At 52.1% G+C, this 14,848-nt stretch carries 15 protein-coding genes; 2 read left to right on the top strand and 13 right to left on the bottom strand.

The window, feature by feature from the left end; translation table 11 throughout:
- Positions 1-152: 152 nt before the first annotated feature.
- The 7 genes from ONB24_04960 to ONB24_04930 all read right to left on the bottom strand — a co-directional run bounded on the left by ONB24_04960 (position 153) and on the right by ONB24_04930 (position 6,816).
- Positions 153-1,271 (bottom strand): hypothetical protein, encoded by a 1,119-nt coding sequence (locus tag ONB24_04960; GenBank protein MDZ7315455.1) that lies wholly within the window; start codon positions 1,269-1,271, stop codon positions 153-155.
- Positions 1,252-1,716: a hypothetical protein gene (locus tag ONB24_04955; GenBank protein ID MDZ7315454.1), complete on the bottom strand. Its 465-nt coding sequence runs from the start codon at positions 1,714-1,716 to the stop codon at positions 1,252-1,254. The genes ONB24_04960 and ONB24_04955 overlap by 20 nt, the downstream gene beginning before the upstream one ends.
- Positions 1,717-1,812: 96 nt before the next feature.
- A complete protein-coding gene (locus ONB24_04950) occupies positions 1,813-2,919 on the bottom strand; it encodes a DUF5009 domain-containing protein (protein ID MDZ7315453.1) in 1,107 nt (368 codons plus the stop codon).
- 155 nt (positions 2,920-3,074) lie between these two features.
- The gene (locus ONB24_04945) at positions 3,075-3,938 is read right to left on the bottom strand and encodes an aldo/keto reductase (protein ID MDZ7315452.1); all 864 of its coding nucleotides are present in this window, start codon (positions 3,936-3,938) and stop codon (positions 3,075-3,077) included.
- Positions 3,939-4,080: 142 nt separating this feature from the next.
- The gene (cysK, locus tag ONB24_04940) at positions 4,081-5,055 is read right to left on the bottom strand and encodes a cysteine synthase A (protein MDZ7315451.1); all 975 of its coding nucleotides are present in this window, start codon (positions 5,053-5,055) and stop codon (positions 4,081-4,083) included.
- Positions 5,056-5,071: 16 nt separating this feature from the next.
- Complete coding sequence (locus ONB24_04935) at positions 5,072-6,358, bottom strand: O-acetylhomoserine aminocarboxypropyltransferase/cysteine synthase (protein MDZ7315450.1); 1,287 nt, start codon at positions 6,356-6,358, stop codon at positions 5,072-5,074.
- Between the two features lie 14 nt (positions 6,359-6,372).
- The gene (locus ONB24_04930; protein ID MDZ7315449.1) at positions 6,373-6,816 is read right to left on the bottom strand and encodes an Rrf2 family transcriptional regulator; all 444 of its coding nucleotides are present in this window, start codon (positions 6,814-6,816) and stop codon (positions 6,373-6,375) included.
- Between the two features lie 183 nt (positions 6,817-6,999).
- Here ONB24_04930 and ONB24_04925 point away from each other — a divergent pair, with 183 nt between their 5' ends.
- Together ONB24_04925 and ONB24_04920 are read left to right on the top strand one after the other, a co-directional pair.
- Complete coding sequence (locus ONB24_04925; protein MDZ7315448.1) at positions 7,000-7,920, top strand: PTS sugar transporter subunit IIA; 921 nt, start codon at positions 7,000-7,002, stop codon at positions 7,918-7,920.
- 3 nt (positions 7,921-7,923) lie between these two features.
- Positions 7,924-9,339 (top strand): SLC13 family permease, encoded by a 1,416-nt coding sequence (locus tag ONB24_04920; GenBank protein MDZ7315447.1) that lies wholly within the window; start codon positions 7,924-7,926, stop codon positions 9,337-9,339.
- Positions 9,340-9,352: 13 nt separating this feature from the next.
- Here ONB24_04920 and ONB24_04915 read toward each other — a convergent pair whose 3' ends face one another.
- The 6 genes from ONB24_04915 to ONB24_04890 all read right to left on the bottom strand — a co-directional run.
- A complete protein-coding gene (locus ONB24_04915) occupies positions 9,353-10,102 on the bottom strand; it encodes a hypothetical protein (protein MDZ7315446.1) in 750 nt (249 codons plus the stop codon).
- 12 nt (positions 10,103-10,114) lie between these two features.
- Entirely contained in the window at positions 10,115-11,602 is a 1,488-nt protein-coding gene (locus tag ONB24_04910) for an NADH-quinone oxidoreductase subunit C (GenBank protein MDZ7315445.1), read from the bottom strand.
- A 14-nt stretch (positions 11,603-11,616) separates the two neighbouring features.
- Positions 11,617-13,038, bottom strand: coding sequence for a proton-conducting transporter membrane subunit (locus ONB24_04905; protein MDZ7315444.1), 1,422 nt, complete (start codon positions 13,036-13,038; stop codon positions 11,617-11,619).
- Positions 13,039-13,040: 2 nt separating this feature from the next.
- Positions 13,041-13,676 (bottom strand): hypothetical protein, encoded by a 636-nt coding sequence (locus tag ONB24_04900; protein ID MDZ7315443.1) that lies wholly within the window; start codon positions 13,674-13,676, stop codon positions 13,041-13,043.
- On the bottom strand, positions 13,676-14,596 hold the full coding sequence (locus tag ONB24_04895; GenBank protein MDZ7315442.1) for an NADH-quinone oxidoreductase subunit H: 921 nt from the start codon (positions 14,594-14,596) through the stop codon (positions 13,676-13,678). The genes ONB24_04900 and ONB24_04895 overlap by 1 nt, the downstream gene beginning before the upstream one ends.
- The coding region (locus ONB24_04890) for a hypothetical protein (GenBank protein ID MDZ7315441.1) at positions 14,590-14,848 on the bottom strand (259 nt) is incomplete at its 5' end. The genes ONB24_04890 and ONB24_04895, both read right to left, overlap by 7 nt.

The following is a 14,848-nucleotide window of genomic DNA, read 5'->3' as shown; positions in this document are numbered from 1 at the left end:
TTTATGGCTGCCGGAGAAAATAGCTTGCGTTGGCAATCAGAGAGCCTGCCTGCCGGAATTTATGTGCTTAAATTAACCTCACCCGCAGAAACAGCTTGGACACGATGTGCAATCGTTAGATAGAAAGGCTGTTTTGCTTCGGCAAAAGTCTTTTAGTGCTTGGCGTGTCCTGCCGCATTATGGCTGCCGGTTCCGACAGGAGCAGACTTTTTCGACGCCAAGCGAAACAAGATCAAAAAGCCGACCGTCAAGACGATGCCCAACAGAATGAAAAACAGCATCGGCGACGGGCGTCGCCCGGTCACCTTCAGCTGATCGATCGACGCTTTCAGCTCACGTAACTGCTCGCTTTTATCCTTGGCTACCCCCGTATTGACAAAAATTTTATTATAGCTTTCGAGCCGTTCGTAGCCTTTGAGGAGATTTTGGTATGTCTGCCGATCCACCTCTTTGACGCTGCGGAGGTATTTGATTTCCGAGTTTAACGTGTTGGTAAAGATCGTTTCCAGATTCTGCCGTTCCAAAGCCTTGGTCACCGGCTTGACGTCCTCGCCCACATCAGCCTGCAGCATTTTGGCCAAAGTCTGCAGAAGCTTGTCACGTTCGCGCGTTACCTGGACCAACTGTTCGTTCAACTTGCTGATTTCGCTCTGTGAAACGGCAGGCGTCCTTTTCGCTTTTTCCAATGCCTTGGACAAATTTGCATAACGGCGGTTAACTCCCTTCAGCGAATCAACCAGGGCCGAAGTGATGCCGACGAATCGCCTGGTCAATTGTTCGACGATACCGGTCGAAACGGCGCGATCGATCTGCCGGTAAGGCAGAGATTGCCGCAGCGCCTCACGGAACTCCGAAGGCAAATCGCTTTCCGCCAGAAGTCGCGAACGCGAGGCAAGCAGCTGCTCGGATTTTTCCTTGGCAATTGCCGCATACTGTTGTACGGCCTCTGTCGATGCCGGAAGATCAGGCCATTCGATTTGTATGTTTCCTTGCGCAGCCAACTCTTCGAGCTTTGTCAAAAGCTGCGCCATAGCTTCGGCATAACGCTCGATCTGCGGCAGCAGACGGCGGCTGAACATGCCGTTGGGATCGAGCCGCGGATCATCTTCCAGAAGGGTTTTGGCTTCACCAATCAGCTGCTGCGCCTTTCTAGGGTCGGCGGCAAGCAGCGCATCCTTGGCCGAGGCATAGTATTCCTGCAGATCCTGCGCATCTGCTGATACAAAGCCCGACAGCACAAGCACAATACAGCTAATCAGCCCATTTTTCATAGACGCGTCCCTTTTTGTCGACAAAAGCCTCTCGTCTTCCCAGCCGCACGCGCACACAGGCGTTGTCATTCGTTCCATACCGTGACAGAGAGATCCGCTCATAGACGTCAGTTTCATCTTTCGGCGTCACATCAACGGATCGGTAAACAGCCGACATTCCATCGCCCTTGGGCTCGATCATCCAGACGCGGCGAAACCCTTCCGCCGACACGAAATAAACGCCGTAATTTTCGATCAGTTTGACCTGCGTCACCGGCGTCTTTTCCGCGGCAAGGATCGGATTGAGCCACAGTACGCCGGTAAACTGGTCGTCACGGCCGATCACCACGGTGCTGTCGGGTTCTACCGCCAAGGTCATGGCCGGTGAATATTGTTCGAAACGGGTGACGGTTGCCGCGCAGGCCAGAAAAACAGTTGCGGCAATCGCCGGAAACAATCGTTTCATTTTATCTCCCGTTAAAAGCTTTGTTTAAGCAAGAGGCAACTTTTAAACAATTCAGGCTTGAAAAGACTTGCCGCGCGCGGCATTATGGAACCATCCTCATACCCGTAAAAAGATCTTTCGTTTGTAGAGATAATAGAGGAACAGCCATTTAACGGCAAAAACGCAGATTGCCCAAAACACCGGTCGGAAATCGCCCATATATCGCATGACGCCGCGCAGGAAAATATTGACGATAATGCCGAAATCGAACAGCGCCTGGGCCAGGTAAATGGTAATGGAGTTCATGCCGATGACGACAAACGGAAAGGCCCATTTTTGTTTGCCGCGCACGTCAATGATGTAATAAAAAAGCGCCAACAGCAGCAGACTCCATCCGCCGGCGTACAAAACATAGCTGCTTGTCCAGATCAGTTTGTTGATCGGAAAGACAACATTCCAGATCAATGCGATCACCAACGAACCTACGCCCCACAGAGCAAGAGTGAGGGCTTTTCTTGTTTCCGCCAAGCGGGAACGCAACAGGTGGCCTGCGAGCACGCCCAACAATACCGTCGCCACGGCCGGAATCGAGCTCAACAGACCCTCGTTGTCTCCGTACTCGAAACAACAAAAGCGGCCGGGGAGCAACAGCCGATCGATATAGGAGGCGAGATTACCCTCTGGAGTCAGCACATTACGGCCGAAGCCGGGAACCGGCACCAAAGCCATAATGGCCCAGTAAAACAGGAGGATTGCGGCCGCCCAAATCGCCTGGCTTTTCGGTTTGGGAAAGTGGATGAGAATCATTGCCGCAAAAAAGTAACAGATGCCGAACCGCTGGAGGACTCCCGCATAGCGCATTTGGCTGAAATTAAGGTCAAGGATGCCGTTGTAAATGAGGCCGAATACGATCAAAAGGAGGCTGCGGCGAATCACTCGACGATACGCCTCGGCCTTTGTGCCGCCTCTTTCCAAATATTTGCCGAGAGAAAAGGGCATCGTAACGCCCATAATGAACATAAACAGCGGAAAGATGAGGTCGTAAAAGGTAAAGCCGTTCCACTCGCTGTGTTCGAGCTGCTTCGAGAGGGAGAGAAAAAAGGGAGTACCGATAAAAGAAAACAGCGCCGGAAAGATCGAGTCGCCGCCGGTAATCCAGAACATGTCAAATCCGCGCAGCGCATCAAGGGAAACGATTCTTCGAGAAGCCGCCTGCTCTTTCATCTCCGCATCCTCTGTTTTTAGACGAAAACGGATCGGGGCCGGTCTGCCGGCACCCATGCTGATTTGCGGCAAAAGATAAATTAAAACACTGTGAATTCAAACGGAAAAACGCGCTTTCCCCAAAAAAGAGAGCGGCGATGCAGCCGCCGCTCTCCTTAACCCATACTTGCCTCCGGTATGCGCCGGATCAAGTCGAACAGCTCATCTTTATTCTCCTGGCCGATCGTAAAAGCGTCGACATAGTCCTGCGCTAAAATGAACCGCAGACATTCGTCAACCTTGTCGCGGAGCTGTCCGGCCCCGAATATCTTCATGCCCAGCACGCTTTTGCCCTGTTCGTGCATGCGCTTGAGAATCGGCACAACGACTTCGACTTTATCGTCCATTGTGGCACCGTAGGGATTGATGCGCGCCAAGTCGACCTGCACCCAATCGGAATCGGCTGCAGCCTGCAGGGCACCGAGTGTATGACAGGAAACGCCGTGCGCGCGAACGACGCCCTGCTCGCGCAATTTGGCCAGCTCCTCCATGGCGCCGGCTTTGATTTTCGGCCATTCCGGATTGGTCATGAAATGCAGCAGCACGATGTCTATATAATCCGTGCCGATCTCTTTGCGAAAACGGTCGATATCTGCCCGCATTTCTTCGGCCGTTGTGGCGTGGGTCTTGGTCAGGATGACCACTTTTTCTCGGGGAATCCGCTTGAGCGCCTCTTTAAGATGAGGATGCGTGCCGTACTGATCGGCCGAGTCCCAAAAATTGATGCCACGCTCATAGGCGGCATACAACAGATCGGCAACGCCCTCGATGCCCAGGCGGCGCGATTGATTCGACCGCTTGTTGACGCCGTGGGTGCCGGTCCCCATAGCCAGCCGAGATGCCTTGATGCCGGTTTTACCCAGCGTCACGATATCGTTGGCATATTTCTTTGTCGGCTTTTCCCCCGCCCAGGAAATCCAGGGCAGTGCGGAAAGACCTGCTGCCGCAGCTGAATATTTCAAAAATTCACGTCTCTTCATCGTCTGTTCTCCGAGTTAATCCTAAACAAAAAAAGGTGACGGATTCCTTTAACAGTTCCTCCGGAAAGTCTATTCCGTTGCTATTTTTTAGAGTGCCGATCAGCAAGACGGCCTGCCCAGTACAAAAGCCGTGGATGCATCATCACATACCGGTTTCGCGGTCGAACAAGCCGTCGAAAAGCGCCGTAGAAAGGTATCGTTCACCGGAATCGGGCAATATCACCACTATGGTCTTGCCGGCAAACTCGGGCATTTTGGCAAGACGAACGGCCGCCGCGACGGCAGCGCCGCAGGAGATGCCCGCCAAAATGCCTTCCTCGCGCGCCAGACGTCTGGCATATTCGAACGCCTCCTCGTTCGTCACTCGTTCGACCCGGTCGATGAGCGAGAGGTCGAGATTCTTCGGCACAAAGCCGGCGCCGATGCCCTGGATTTTGTGCGGCGCCGGGCGAGGGTCCTGTCCGGCCAATGTTTGCGTAATTACCGGACTGTCAGCCGGCTCTACAGCCACACTGACGATCGCCTTTCCCATCGACTTTTTAATATAACGCGAAACGCCGCTGATGGTGCCGCCGGTCCCCACACCTGCTACCAGAACATCGACGGCGCCGTCCGTATCTTGCCAGATCTCAGGGCCGGTCGTCTGTTCGTGAATGCGGGGATTGGCGGGATTTTCGAACTGCTGCAGCATGAGATAGCGTTCCGGATCGCTGTTGACAATTTCTTCCGCCTTGGCAATGGCGCCCCTCATGCCCTTGGCGCCCTCGGTAAGCACCAGCTGGGCTCCCAAAATTTTGAGCAATTTGCGCCGCTCAATGCTCATCGTCTCCGGCATAGTAAGAATCAGTTTGTAGCCGCGCGCTGCCGCCACAAAGGCCAAAGCAATGCCGGTGTTGCCGCTGGTCGGCTCCACCAAAGTAACCCCCGGCTTGAGAAGACCGCGCTGTTCCGCATCCCACACCATGGATGCGCCGATTCGACACTTGACCGAATAGGCCGGATTTCGACCTTCGATCTTGCCGATAACCGTCGCCGGGGCGCCGTCGGTCACTTTTCTTAGGCGCACCAAAGGCGTGCGTCCGATGGAATAGCTGTTATCTGCAAAAATCATCGCCATTTTCCAACTCCTTCATCTAGGTACGTGCCAAGGCCTGATCAATGTCTTCGAGAATGTCGTCGATATGCTCCAGGCCGATGGAGAGGCGCACGAGCTCGGGCGGCAGACCTGCCTCGCGCTGCTGCGCTTCCGTCAGCTGCGAGTGAGTCGTACTGGCGGGATGAATGGCCAAACTCTTGGCATCGCCGACGTTCGCCAAATGTGAAAAGAGTTTGAGGTTGTTTATAAACGCTTCTCCTGCTTTTGCGCCGCCTTTCGGCCCGAAAACCACCATGGCGCCGAAGCCCTTTTTGAGATACTTTTTGGCGATCTCGTGCGTCGGATGCGAGGGCAATCCCGGATACTTGACCCATTCGACTTTGGGATGGTTTTGCAGGAATTCGGCGACCGCCATGGCGTTCTGCGAATGGCGTTCCATACGCAGCGGCAGCGTTTCGATACCCTGTAGAAAGATCCAAGCATTGTCCGGTGAAATGCAGGCGCCGAGATTGCGCAGCGGTACCAAACGCATGCGCATAATGAAGGCCAGATGATTGAGCTCGCCGAGATCATGCGCATAGCGCAGCCCGTGATAACCGGGATCAGGCTCGTTATATAGAGGAAACTTTTTGTCGGTCCAATCGAATCGACCGGCATCCACCACAATTCCGCCGATGCCTGCACCGTGCCCGCCCAGCCACTTGGTCAATGAATGAATCACAATGTCGGCGCCGTAATCGATGGGACGCAAGAGATAGGGCGTCGTAAAAGTCGAATCAACGACAAGGGGTAAATGGTACTTTTTGGCTACGGCGGCAATCCCTTCGATGTCGGATACATCAAGCCCCGGGTTGCCGATGGTTTCGATGAAAATCAGTTTTGTCTTTTCAGTGATCGCGGCTTCGATCGCCTCGGGTGTCGGCGCAGCAAAATTGGTTTTTATTCCGAGCTGAGGGTGAATCACGTCGAACATGGTGTAGGTGCCGCCGTAAAGGTTGTTGGCGGACACGATCTCGTCACCCGCACGGCAAATATTGATGACCGTGTAGTGAATGGCCGAAGTGCCCGAGGCCAGCGCCAGCGCTGCGGCGCCGCCGTCCAAAGCCGCCACACGCTGTTCCAACACATCATGAGTGGGGTTCATCAATCGCGTGTAAATATTGCCGGGCTCGCGCAGCGCAAACAGATCCGCCGCATGTTTGGTGTCGCGAAACACATAAGAGCTGGTGCGATAGACCGGCACCCCCCGCGCACCGGTTGTCGGGTCGGGCGTTTGTCCGGCATGCAGCGCCAATGTCTCGAATCGCCAGGAATTTTTGCCCATTGTAACCTCCTTAATTAAATGAAATAATTGATAGCTTCGTTAGATCTTTGTCGTTCTTCCGCCTTTTGCAGGAGAGTATGCAAGGTTTCTCGATCCAAAACCCTTACGGCGGCTTCGCGGGCCTGTTCGATGATTGCCGAAAGCACCTGATCATCGATGGAAGGGCCTTCCGCATTCATTTCCCTGCCCTCCTCATAGTTTTCCAACGCGCGAACCACCTGGCCGACGCTGATCTCTTCGGCGCTTCGGCGCAGACGAAATCCGCCGGCGACCCCGCGCTGACTCTCGACAAAACCTGCCCGTTTCAAGTTCAACATGATTTGTTCGAGATATTTAAGCGGAATATTTTGCCTGGCACTGATTTCCGCCAGCGACACCAGATTGCCGCCGCCGCTTAGACGACACATTTCCATCAGCGCTTTCAGCGCATAGTATGACTTGGTCGAAAAAAGAAACATTTCAATTTCCTGTTTTATTATCAATTTTTAAGCATTTTTACTATCATGCAAAACGGACACAGACGGTATTTTATTCCACTTTGGTAGGTCCTCCGTGGCCCGCAAAAAAAATCGAGCATTTCAAAAAATATTTTTGTAAAATGAATATGCACATCCGTGCTGAAGCCTAACGGAGTAAATTCTATGGCTACTCACTCTTCATCGCTTCATTTTTCGTCGTTTTTTTCACCGGATGATATTATTTGCCAAACCCCCTATACCGAACGGGATGCGGTAATCCGGCAGATTCTTGAAAAGCTGGCGCTCAATCGAGGAATCGGCAACGTCAAAAAAGCTTTCGAAGCGGTTCTCGAAAGGGAAAAGTCGGACTCCACGGTATTGTCGGAATGCATTGCCGTACCGCATGCCCGCCTGGACACCATTCACAATCTTATTGTCGGTATCGCCACATCCAAAGTCGGGATCGATTTTCACGCACCGCACAAAGTGCACATGGTCGTGCTGATTCTCGTTCCCAAAGATCAGCCGGCGCTTTACCTTCAGGCGCTCAGTTCGCTGGCCAAGATGTGTCAAAATCAAGGCGCGTTTCGGGAGGCAGCCAATCTGGAATCGGCCGAAGACGTATGGCGCTTCTTCGATCGCGGCGGCGTCATCCTTCCTCCCTATGTCTGCGCCCGCGACATTATGAGCAACGACATCATCGCCCTCAAAGACAACGACACGCTCAAGCAGGCCATCAATCTGTTCATCGAGCACCATTTGGTGGATCTGCCCGTCGTCGATCGCGACGGCGATTTGGTCGGCGTCGTGGCCGCCAAGGAACTGATGCGCGTCTGCCTGCCCGATTATATTTTGTGGATGGACGATCTATCACCCATTCTTCACTTCGAGCCGTTTGCCAACGTCCTGGCCAATGAAGGAATCACCTGGTTGGCTGAAATCATGTCGCAGAACTATGCCGTCGTACCTGAGGACGCACCGGCGATCCAAGTCGCCAAGGAAATGACCAAAAAGAACACCGACCGCGTCTATGTTCTGCACGGCAAAAAGCTCGTCGGCGTAGTGACTCTGCCGCAATTTCTGAATAAAGTACTGCGAGTCTGAACCATGACTGAAACCAATACCAAGCTCACCGGCAAACAGCTGCTTATTCGCGGACTGGTCATGATTATGTTGAGCGGCTTGGCCGGCTTTTTGGCTCATTTTGCCGGGCTCAATACCGGTAAAATGATCCTTGCGACCTCGATCTTTGTATTGATCATTTCGGCCACCTTGATGTTCTGGAATTTTCGGCTGGCGATCGCATTCATCGGCATTGCCGTCCTGTTGGGCGGAAAGGTCATGTCTCTCGAACAAATGATCGAGTCGGCCGAGTTGGACATCATTCTCTTTCTTATCGGCATGATGTGCCTCGTCGGAGTCCTCAAGGATCTCGGTCTGTTCAGCTGGATCATTCAAATGGTCGTCAGCATGAAAAAGATCAACGGCCTCCGGTTTACGATCATTCTTGTATTCATCTCCGCCATCATGGCCTGTTTTGTCGATGAAGTGACCTCCATTGTATTTGTTTTGGCGCTTGTTTTTCAAGTTTGCGATACTTTGAAAATTCGACCCACACCTTTCGTCATCATTGCCGTGATGGCGACCAACATCGGTTCCAGCGGCACCATGCTCGGCAACCCGGTGGGCATTCTGATCGGCACCAAAGCGGGATTCTCTTTCAAAGACTTTATCATTTGGGCCACACCCGTAATGCTTTTGACGGTAACCGTTACCCTCTTTATTCTTTTATTCATCTATCGCAAAGAAATCCACCTGCTGACCGAGCGGCTCGAAGCACGCCGACAGGCGCATTTGGGACTTGGTCCATTGGTGAAAATTCCTTACGGCCGCGGCCTGGCCATTCTTATCGGTGCGATCTCGCTGATTGCCATGCATTATAAAATCGAGGCTTGGTTGGGCGTGGAAAAGAACACCATTCTCATTGTCGCTCCATTGACCATCTCCGGCATCCTCATGATTTGGCGCAATGAACGGGCGCGGCATTATATCGAATCGGAAGTGGAATGGTGGACGCTGCTCTTTTTCATGATGCTTTTTTCCGTAGCCGGATCTTTGGAATACACCGGCGTGACGGCGCAAATTGCCCACGACTTTCGCGGGTTGTTCGGCAACAATCCGACGCTGTTGACGCCTTTTATCACCTTCATCTCCGCCATCGGTTCGGCGTTCGTCGATAACATCGTCTTTGTTGCCGCGTTTGTGCCCATAGTAAAAGAGCTCGGCTACACCCAGCTGTGGTGGGCGCTGCTGTTCGGCGCCACGCTCGGAGGCAACATTACCGCCATCGGCTCGACCGCAAATATCGTCGCACTGGGAATGCTGGAAAAGCGTTACCACTCGCACATTTCTTTCTGGGAGTGGCTGAAAGTGGGCCTGATCGTCGGTCTGGTGACCTGCACGCTTGCCTGTATTGCCGTGCTGATTCTTGCTCCCTACATGCCGGCGCATATGGGGCATTAAGGGCAAGCAGGCGTCATCTGCCCAACAGATCTAAAAGACCGTTAATAATGGTTAGGGGATGCGGAGGACAGCCCGGCACATACAAATCAACGGGCAAAGTCTCCCAGATCGTTCGATCAAGTTCCCCGGATGTAAAAAGACCGCCGCTTATCGCGCAGGCGCCGACGGCGATTAACAGCTTGGGTTCAGCCAGACTATGCCAGGCGTCCAACAGAGCCGGCGCCATATTGCGGGTAATCGGCCCCGTGACGACCAGGCCGTCGGCATGACGCGGGGAAGCAACAAAGTCGATTCCAAATCTCCCCATATCAAAATTGACATTGTTGCATGCATTGAGTTCATACTCGCAGCCGTTGCATCCGCCGGCGCTGACTTGACGAAAGCGCAGCGAGCGGGAAAAATATCGTTTGATTTCCGCGCGGGACTCTACGGCGCTTTTCCGAAAATCCTCAAAAGTCGTCTTTTCATTGATCACCAGACCTTCCCGCCGGATCGCAGCCAGCCGGTGTTCCGGCGTAAAAATCACCGCCGGTGAAGCCTCCGCGCATCGGCCGCAGAAAATGCATTTGCCCATATCGAGCACAAAAGGTTGGCTCGTCAGAGCGCCGGTCGGACAAGCTTGTGCGGCAACTTCAACTTTTAGACCATCCCTTGTCGACTGCAGCACCGGAAAACCGCGAAACGGCGAATTCAGCTTTGCCGAACGCAGGTTCGTTATCACCGGCCTGCCGTGCCGATTTCTCATCTTGAGCAGATCGAACATATTGGATCTCCGTTACAGATCGAAACCGCAGTAGGAAAGATTAAAGCTCTTGTTGCAGAGAGGAAAATCTGAGATGCCGTTTCCCCGCACCGCCAGCGCAAGCCCAAACCAATTATGAAACGAAGGATCCTTAAGCTTGCAGCGTCTCACCTTCCCGTCGCGGTCGGTAATAAGGACATGCACGATTTCTCCCCGCCACCCTTCAACCATTGAAACGACCAATGCCTGGGATTCAGGAGACTTGAGAGGAGAAATCACCTCGCCTCCCGGCAAATAGCGCAGTTCTTCCAAAATCAGTTGGATAGATTGCTTAATTTCAATTTGGCGGATAAGCGCCCGACTCATCACATCGCCGCTTTGCAAGGTCAATTTGTGAACCGGTCGATGAAGATAAGCACCTACAGGATAGTCGGCCCGCACATCGACAGACAAACCGGAGGCACGCGCCGCCGGTCCGACCATGCCGATTGCCCTGGCTGTATCGACGGGAACGACGCCGGTTTTTTCAAAACGCGCGAGCACTGATGGTGAAGAGAACATAACCTCGGCGGCACGCTGAATATCCTCTTGAAACCGGCACAACTCGTCGCTGATTTCCTGCACGGCGGCAGCAGAAATGTCGTAGCGCACGCCGCCAAAAGTGATCATGCCGCGACCAAAACGGCTGCCGCAAATCGACAAAGAAAGATTAATGATTCTTGTTCGCAGAGCTCCAAAAACGGCGTATCCGGTCAAATAAGCGATATCGTTGGCAAGCGCCGCCAGGTCGCCCGTATGATTGGCAATCCGTTCCAGTTCAAGCATGATAAGCCGCAGGGACGAGGCGCGATGCGGCACGGGACAGCCGGCGAGCGCCTCGACGGCGGAATGGAATGCCGAAGCATGACCGATGACGGTATCGCCGGCAATCGATTCGGACAATGCGGTTAAGTAAGCCGGGTGATCGCGATGCTCGACAAAAAGACGCTCGACACCGCGGTGTTGAAAGCCAAGCTCGATTTCAAGATGTTCGACCTGCTCGCCCAAACAGGAAAAGCGAAAGTGCCCCGGCTCGATAATCCCCGCATGAATGGGACCGACCCCTACTTCATGCACTTCATCGCCTTTGATGGAAAAAAACTCATAAGGCCGGCGGTCTTTATGAATGCCTGCAATGCCATGACGAACCGGTTTTAACCACGGGTGCCCGATCGGCTCCACGCCGAACTGTTCATACACTTCTCTCTCGAACAGATGAAACATCGGCACTTCGGGCGTTAATGAACGATATCCTTGAGAATCGTGCAGGATGGTGGAGGCGAGCATCAGCACAGATTTTCGGTCATCGCCCATAACAGCATAAAGGCGCACGCCTTCGGCTATTTTTTCGCCGAAGAACTGGACGACACGGCAGCCGCTGCTTACCGCCTGAAGTATTTGCTGCCGAAAATCGTCCGGAGAGAGGATCGGTATTTCCTCCAGAGGTACCGGCGTCAGGTTTTTTATTTCTTTCCAACTCATGGGCAGACAGTCTTTCAATTGAAATAGGCTGCAATCCGATCAATCATTGCCGTTAAACGATCGGGGATCAGGACTCCGATCAAAAAAAGAAGCAAAAGCAGAATCAGTTGCGGCAGATAGGCAAGAATCGGCAATGAGGCAGAAGCATGTTCTTTTGAGGAGCCGCCGTAAAGCATTTTCATGCTGGTTTTCGTCATAGCGTAAAAGATATAGATAAGAAAAATAAAAAACGGGGCCAAGAGAGTTCCAAAGCCGGCATTAATCAATGAAGCGACGAGGATAAATTTAGCCCAAAAGGACGGAAAAGGCGGTAGTCCGCTGATGGCAAGAATAAAAAGCAGCCAAAGGGTTGCCGATATTTTTTCCTTTGCGGCCAGGTCATGAATTTGGTCGATTTTTTTAGTTTTATAAAGGTGAAGGATATTTCCGGAAGTCAAAAAGAGTCCGGCTTTTGAAAACGAATGACCGATGCTTTGCAGAAGCATGGCGGTAATTCCTTGCTTGCCCAACGTCGCACTGATGACCAGGAGGCCCATATTTTCAATCGAAGAATAAGCGAGCATACGTTTAAAACTGCCTACACGCAGCATAAAAACAGCTCCTACGAGCAGGGAGAGAAAACCGGTTCCGAGCATCAGCTTATCCGCAAAAGGCTTTAACCCCGCAGCCGACATCAACTTGTATATGCGCAGCAGGCCGACAAAGGCGGTATTCAAAAGAGCCCCGGAGAGCAAAGCCGAGACGGCTGAAGGGGCTTCCGAGTGAGCATCCGGCAACCAGGCATGCATGGGGGCGAGGCCGATTTTAGTGCCGAAACCGACCAGGATAAAAACAAAGGATAATTTCAGCCAGAAATGGTTCATTTCCGCTGCATGCCGATAGAGATTGCTGAAAAACAAGCTGCCGATGGTTTTGCCGGCTATCGACAGCAGAATAATGCCCACAAACGCCAGCGCAATACCGACCGAGCAGATGTAAATATATTTCCAGGCGGCTTCCAACGAAGCTTTTTGCTGTTCATAGTAAATCAAAAGAGCGCTGGTCAGCGTCGTGGCTTCCATGAACACCCAAAGCATGGCCGCATGAGAAGCGGTCAAAACGCCGGCCATGGCACCGAGGAAAAAAAGCAAAGCGGAAGAATAAAGGGCTTCGCGGCGCGGGGTCAAACCGTGTTCATCGAAATAGTACAAAGAATATAAGGCGGCTGCGGCATAGACGACGGCCAAAACGGACAGGAAAAAATATCCCAACCCATCCAACTGGAAATACTGCCCCCAACTTGTGTCTTTTCCTTCAAATACAGAACCCGACACAAAGATTATGAAAAGATACAACAATGCCGTGCCGAGCAGAAAAAGACGATTTAAGAGTCGTGATGAAACTAGTACAAGAATAGTTCCGGCCGCAAAAGGCACGAGCAAGAGTAGAGCCGGCATATTTAATCCCTCAACTCCGTCAATACATCGATATGGCTGCCGTCAAATATTTTCTGAATTTGATTAAAGAAAATAACCAGCAGGTAGACCCCGACAAACAAATCCAGGAGCACGCCCATATTGACCAGCAGAGGCATCTCCCCCGCCACCGACAACGATAGAAGGAAGATGCCGTTTTCCAGCATCATATAGCACAGGATGTGCGTAATGATTCTCTTTCTTACAACAATTAGAATCAGAGCGGAAATAATCAGCGAAACAGATACACCAAAATAGAGGGGCAGGATTCCGGTTTCGATCGACGCCGACCAATAGGCTACAACGAATCCGAAAATAAAAACTCCCACCGCGATCAACAGGGAATAAAATTGCGATATGTAGGGGTCGATTTCGCGACTGATTTCATTCCGACGAAGCACTTGAAGCAAAAAGTAAGGAATAAATATGGCTTTAATAATTAAAGTCTCAAAAATGAGAAAAGCAAAGTTCAGAAAATTGACATGTTGAGCGTCGGCGAGCACGAGCAGGAACAGCAAAAAGCCCTGCACCGAAAGCGTTTTGATGTAAGCATCGATTCTGCCGGCGGCAAAGGCGTAAAGTATGGTTGTGCCCAAGAGGATCAGGATGATGTTGACCATCAAAACCCTCCATGCAAGTAAAATATCACGATTGCAAAAGCAGCCATCGCCAGTGCCGACATCAAAAGAATAAACTGCGGAATATGCGACATGCGCAGGCGGGCAAACCAAGACTCGATCAATCCTATGCCGATTCCGGCGACCGTAACGCCGCCGGCCAGGATGAGGAGCGAAGCTAATCCTCCCATTACCTGTGCAAAGAGGAAATTAATGCCGAGAACGATCAAAAGAACCATTTTCAAGGCCGAAGAATAGATCATAAAGGCCAGATCGGGACCCGAATGATCGAGGAGCATGACCTCATGAATCATGGTTAGCTCCAGATGAGTATTGGGATCATCCACCGGCACCCTCGCCCCTTCGGTCAGAATCATGACGGCCAGCAAGGCAGGCAGAAGGATCTTCAGCAGGAGCGCATCACCGGTCACGCCGCCGAAGGAAGAAAACATTTCGCCGAAAGACGTGCGGCCGGTCAGCAGAGCAAGCGATCCGATCATCAGAAAAAAAGCCGGTTCCACCAAAGTCGAAAAGGTCATTTCACGAGCCGCGCCCATGCCTTCAAAGCTGCTTCCCGTATCCAAAGCGGCAATCACCATGAAAAATTTTGCCAGCGCCAGGATATAGGAAAAGAAAATAAAATCTCCGGTAAAACTGAGAAAGGCTTTATGACCCGGCAAAGGCAAAATGAGAGCGGCAGTGATCACCGCAGCAAAATTGACTGTCGGGGCGACTTGGAACACGAACGATGACGATGAACTGACGACCTCGCCCTTGCGCATCAATTTCCGGAATTCATGGAAAGACTGCAGCAACGGCGCTCCTTTTCGTCCGGCCCAAAGCGCTTTTGTTCGATTGATCACTCCCAAAAGATAAAAGGGCGAGCTCAGCACAAAAAGATAGAGACCGAGGCGAATCACCATTTGACTCCAATAATCAGGCTGATAAGAATCAACAAAAATACAAGGCCGTAAAGAATATACTGTTGCGTCCTGCCGCTCTGAATCCAAGAAAACAGGCGAAAAAAGCCTTCCAGTACGCGGAAAAAGGGAGATAGAAAATATTTTTCGATCGGATCCTCGGCATGGCTTTCAAAACTGCTTTCTTGCGGGAAAAGACCTTCCGGCGGATGATAGTGCACTTTGCGCGGCACCAATCCCGCAACAAGTTCCAGA

Source organism: candidate division KSB1 bacterium (genome assembly GCA_034505495.1).
Classification (GTDB): Bacteria; Zhuqueibacterota; Zhuqueibacteria; order Residuimicrobiales; family Krinioviventaceae; genus Fontimicrobium_A.
This window is presented reverse-complemented; position numbering and strand designations above follow the sequence as displayed.

Bases quoted from the DNA above. Each gene is read 5' to 3' on its own strand.
- ONB24_04915 (MDZ7315446.1), bottom strand. From the start codon at position 10,102: ATGTTCGATCTGCTCAAGATGAGAAATCGGCACGGCAGGCCGGTGATA.
- ONB24_04900 (MDZ7315443.1), bottom strand. From the start codon at position 13,676: ATGGTCAACATCATCCTGATCCTCTTGGGCACAACCATACTTTACGCC.
- ONB24_04920 (MDZ7315447.1), top strand. From the start codon at position 7,924: ATGACTGAAACCAATACCAAGCTCACCGGCAAACAGCTGCTTATTCGC.
- ONB24_04960 (MDZ7315455.1), bottom strand. From the start codon at position 1,271: ATGAAAAATGGGCTGATTAGCTGTATTGTGCTTGTGCTGTCGGGCTTT.
- ONB24_04955 (MDZ7315454.1), bottom strand. From the start codon at position 1,716: ATGAAACGATTGTTTCCGGCGATTGCCGCAACTGTTTTTCTGGCCTGC.
- ONB24_04935 (MDZ7315450.1), bottom strand. From the start codon at position 6,358: ATGGGCAAAAATTCCTGGCGATTCGAGACATTGGCGCTGCATGCCGGA.
- ONB24_04895 (MDZ7315442.1), bottom strand. From the start codon at position 14,596: ATGGTGATTCGCCTCGGTCTCTATCTTTTTGTGCTGAGCTCGCCCTTT.
- ONB24_04930 (MDZ7315449.1), bottom strand. From the start codon at position 6,816: ATGTTTCTTTTTTCGACCAAGTCATACTATGCGCTGAAAGCGCTGATG.
- cysK (MDZ7315451.1), bottom strand. From the start codon at position 5,055: ATGGCGATGATTTTTGCAGATAACAGCTATTCCATCGGACGCACGCCT.
- ONB24_04910 (MDZ7315445.1), bottom strand. From the start codon at position 11,602: ATGAGTTGGAAAGAAATAAAAAACCTGACGCCGGTACCTCTGGAGGAA.
- ONB24_04945 (MDZ7315452.1), bottom strand. From the start codon at position 3,938: ATGAAGAGACGTGAATTTTTGAAATATTCAGCTGCGGCAGCAGGTCTT.
- ONB24_04905 (MDZ7315444.1), bottom strand. From the start codon at position 13,038: ATGCCGGCTCTACTCTTGCTCGTGCCTTTTGCGGCCGGAACTATTCTT.
- ONB24_04950 (MDZ7315453.1), bottom strand. From the start codon at position 2,919: ATGAAAGAGCAGGCGGCTTCTCGAAGAATCGTTTCCCTTGATGCGCTG.
- ONB24_04925 (MDZ7315448.1), top strand. From the start codon at position 7,000: ATGGCTACTCACTCTTCATCGCTTCATTTTTCGTCGTTTTTTTCACCG.